Source organism: Kaistella yonginensis (assembly GCF_030409525.1).
GTDB classification, from domain to species: Bacteria; Bacteroidota; Bacteroidia; order Flavobacteriales; family Weeksellaceae; genus Kaistella; species Kaistella yonginensis.
In genome coordinates this window covers 1-3622 of sequence record NZ_JAUFQB010000038.1, presented here as the reverse complement: position 1 = coordinate 3622, position 3622 = coordinate 1, and the positions used below count along the sequence as shown (strand labels likewise).

2 protein-coding genes are annotated in these 3622 nt (G+C 30.3%); both read right to left on the bottom strand.

Annotated features, from left to right (window positions below; all coding sequences use genetic code 11):
* Positions 1–178 precede the first annotated feature (178 nt).
* Positions 179–2122: an AAA domain-containing protein gene (locus tag QWY78_RS09305; protein WP_290219112.1), complete on the bottom strand. Its 1944-nt coding sequence runs from the start codon at positions 2120–2122 to the stop codon at positions 179–181.
* A 99-nt stretch (positions 2123–2221) separates the two neighbouring features.
* Positions 2222–3301, bottom strand: coding sequence for a DEAD/DEAH box helicase family protein (locus QWY78_RS09300; RefSeq protein WP_290219110.1), 1080 nt, complete (start codon positions 3299–3301; stop codon positions 2222–2224).
* Positions 3302–3622 lie beyond the last annotated feature (321 nt).

Sequence of the window (3622 nt, the reverse complement as noted above, 5' to 3'; positions counted from 1 at the left end):
GGGAATTGTATTAAATCAATTTATGCTTATATTTGAAGAAAGGCTCAAATTATAAAAATTCAAGCCTCAAACTTTTCAACTTACACACTTTACGGGATAGTGTCCATTCATTCAGCAATTAGATTGTTTTATTCTCAATTCAAAAATTGATAATCATATATTTTTTAATAGTAGCGACTTATACAATATTGTGCATTCGTACCCCTTCATCTAGTATGCTCAAATGATTAAAGTAAGCTTGTTTTAGCCATATTTCTTTATCGCCAATTGCTATAAATCTATATTTTGCTCTTGTAATAGCAACATTTAAGAGGTTTGGTTTTTGGGAAGCCCAATTTGCCGCACCTTTGGTTGTTTCGTCTAGTCCTAAACACAAAATAACACCTTCAGCTTGTTTTCCTTGAAAAGTGTGAACCGTTCCGATATGACTTTTTAGCCATTGTCCCATTTCTTCACTGTCTATTTCCTTGAACTTCTTTACCTCATTGATCAAATGTTTAAAAAGAAAAGAATTAAGAGAATAACTTATTTCACTAAATGGAGTAATAATAAATATATCAGGTAGGCCTTCAATAAAGTTGATTTCATTGATCAATAATTCTTTGATTATATCAGCTTGTTCTTGTACAAAATGCCTTCCTTGTATATTTCCTTTACAATGAATAAATGAGGTCTCAAATTGCACATTTACACGACAAGGTTTAGCCGTAGAATTGTACATTGTATTATCATAAGCAATGTTGTTTGATATTTCAAACATTGGACTAATACATCTTCTATGGACTCTTAATGGTATTCCAATCCACTCTTCCTTGTTGTTAATTGTTAAGTATGAGCCTAATGGGTTAATTCTATCAGCCATTGATTGCACGGATAATTCAGAACTTATATGATTTCTATTTAAATCAAAATAGTTACTAATATTATCTGTGATGGAGTTTGGAATAGTTACAACTGGTTCTATTTGAAATGGGTCGCCAACAACACCAACACGTTTTGAACGCCATATGGAGCCTGCTGAAGCTTGAGGGATTGCTTGTCCTCCTTCATCAATAAATAACCAAGGAATATCTTCTTTGCCCAGATCTTTAAACATGGTTTGTATGGAAGCGAATGTTGAAGAAACAACTGGAATGACAAGAAAGAATGTATTCCACATGGCTTTTATTTCTTTTTTAGAAGCTGTAGTCTCGCCTTTTAAATACTCGAAAAAACCAGCAAGAGTTGTAGAAATTCTACTTGAAGTAGCATTTGCAGTTAATATAAAAACCTCATTTAATTTCAATGAAATAATAAATAATTCCGATTGTAATTTCTTCAATCGATCAGAATACCAAGGGCAAGACTCTTGCGATTTTTTAGATTCTATATTTTCCCAGTAGTGAATGTCTGCGTAATTATTCTTTAATTCAGTTCTAGCATTTTCGGTTTGTATAAATAATTTCTCTACTTGTTTCTTCAACCTATTTGTTTCTACTTCTTGTTTTTTAAGTAGAGAAGCTATTTTATTAAAATCAGATTCATCTTTTAATAAAATAGGGTTTTCAATATTCATTTCTTCAGAAATTTGGTTGTAAGTATTTAGAGCTATTTCTAAGGCTTTTTTATAGGTATTCCGTTGGCTTTTACTAAACCAATAAGAGAAGAAGCTTGGTTTGTTACTTTTTATGATCGATAATTCGTTAAGAATCTCCTTTTTATGGTTGCTTAATTCTAATACTTTACTCTTTTGATTTTGACACTTGATTTCTGATGTTTGATATTCCTTTTTAGTATTCTCAAAGTTTTGTGTTAGTTCAACCAGCGTTTTTTCAGTTTCAAGAAAGACTTGATAATCCTTTTTAAATGATTCTAGTCTTTTCTTTTCTGCAGATACTTCATTCAGCTTGTTTGTAAACGTAGTTTTTACTTCTTCCCATTGAGAATTATCAAATAACTTATCGTCTTTTAATGTGTTTTGTAGGTCTTTAAAGTTTTTGTTAAACCACAAATTATTCATTAAAGCAGTTCTATTTTCTTTATTACCTAGAACCGCAGATATAATTCCCCAACTTTCTTTATTGATACAATTTTCCGCAACATCTTTAAAATAGGAAATTTCTGTACTGTATTGTTTTGACACTTCTTCTTTTAACGGCAATTCTTTCGATATATTCTCAACCGCTCCGTTATTTGAAGATGCAATTACGATTCCTCCATTTGTGATGGATTCTATTGGCTCTTAAAGCCAAGGAGAATATTTATCGCTAATTTCTATTGAACCTACTTTATTAAATGCATCAGAAGGGTTTGTTATTTTAATTAGCTCTTTTGCTCGCTTTACAAGTATTGGCGCTATTATATCCCTGAGTAAAGTTGTTTTCCCCGTTCCAGGAGGTCCGTTTACGGAAAATATACCTTCTTGATTGCTTTCCGACAAATTATTAAAAATATTATTAACTGCAAATTGTTGCATTAAACTTAATGTATAATCAGACGCCCAGCACCCATCAGGATAATTATTTGGCGTTAAGGTATTTTTTAATATGTCTATATTTTTAGAAACATCTAGTCTGTTTGATTGCTTATTCAAACTACCATCTAAAAATTGTTGGAATGCTTTAGGAATTGACTTCTTTTTGTATTTAGAAATTATTTTTTCTAAATCTTTAATGTAAAAACTGTTAAGAATGTCGGCTGTAGCTTTAGTGTCCTTTTTAGATTTGTATTTCTCAACTCTTTTTACATATATTTCCTTAGTTGGTTTTACACTCCAATTACTAAGAGATTCAACTTTATCTTGAAACTTTAATAATTGATTATTATTGACTACTGTTGAAATTTTTATAACCTCGTTATTTGAATTCGTAATTGTTTCTTTAAAATTTAGTTCCAGATATTCAAGTAAGTCGCCCTTTATAGTTTCAAATGAAAGTTCCCAGTTATTGTTTTCTAATTGGCTTTTTTCCAATTGGCCTAAAGCCCATGGTAAAGTTGATAGTCCAAATGAATCATTAATATATTTCCCTTCAATATCTAATTTTATTGTAGCGAAACAAATTTTTGAATTTCTAAAATCCTCATCTTTTTTACTGTCTTTGAAATATTCTTTAACAAATTCATTAACAGTAGAAGAATCAAATACGCCTAAGTAAATAGTGTATTCAATAATTTTATTCGGGTCCTTGGATTTTAATGGAATTTTCCAAGGCTCAATATCATTAAGAAGCTCAATATTTTTATTAGAAGCTTTTGGGACAGACGCAGGACTAAAATATTCTAATTTATGCCAGCAAGACAATAGTTTTTTATATTCACTCATTTAATTGTTTTTCGATTACCTTTTGTATAATGCACAACAATCTTCGCGATGAGTAGTTGCTGGTTTAGTACTTAACTTTGTAAAAGTAGACACCAAATTGAAAATCGGCGAGGGTTTTCAGAAGTAGGCGAGAGCAAGCAATTACTTATAACCATAGTGGGGAATAGTAATTATATATTTTTAATTCTTTGCAAATTAGTCTTTCTTATAATAAATGGGTAGTGTCCCACTAACTGTGTAAGTTGAAAAGTTATTCTGAAAAATTTTGAGCCCTTAAAGCTCAAAAAAAATTTTCGGAAATAACTTTTTTACTATTTTTAA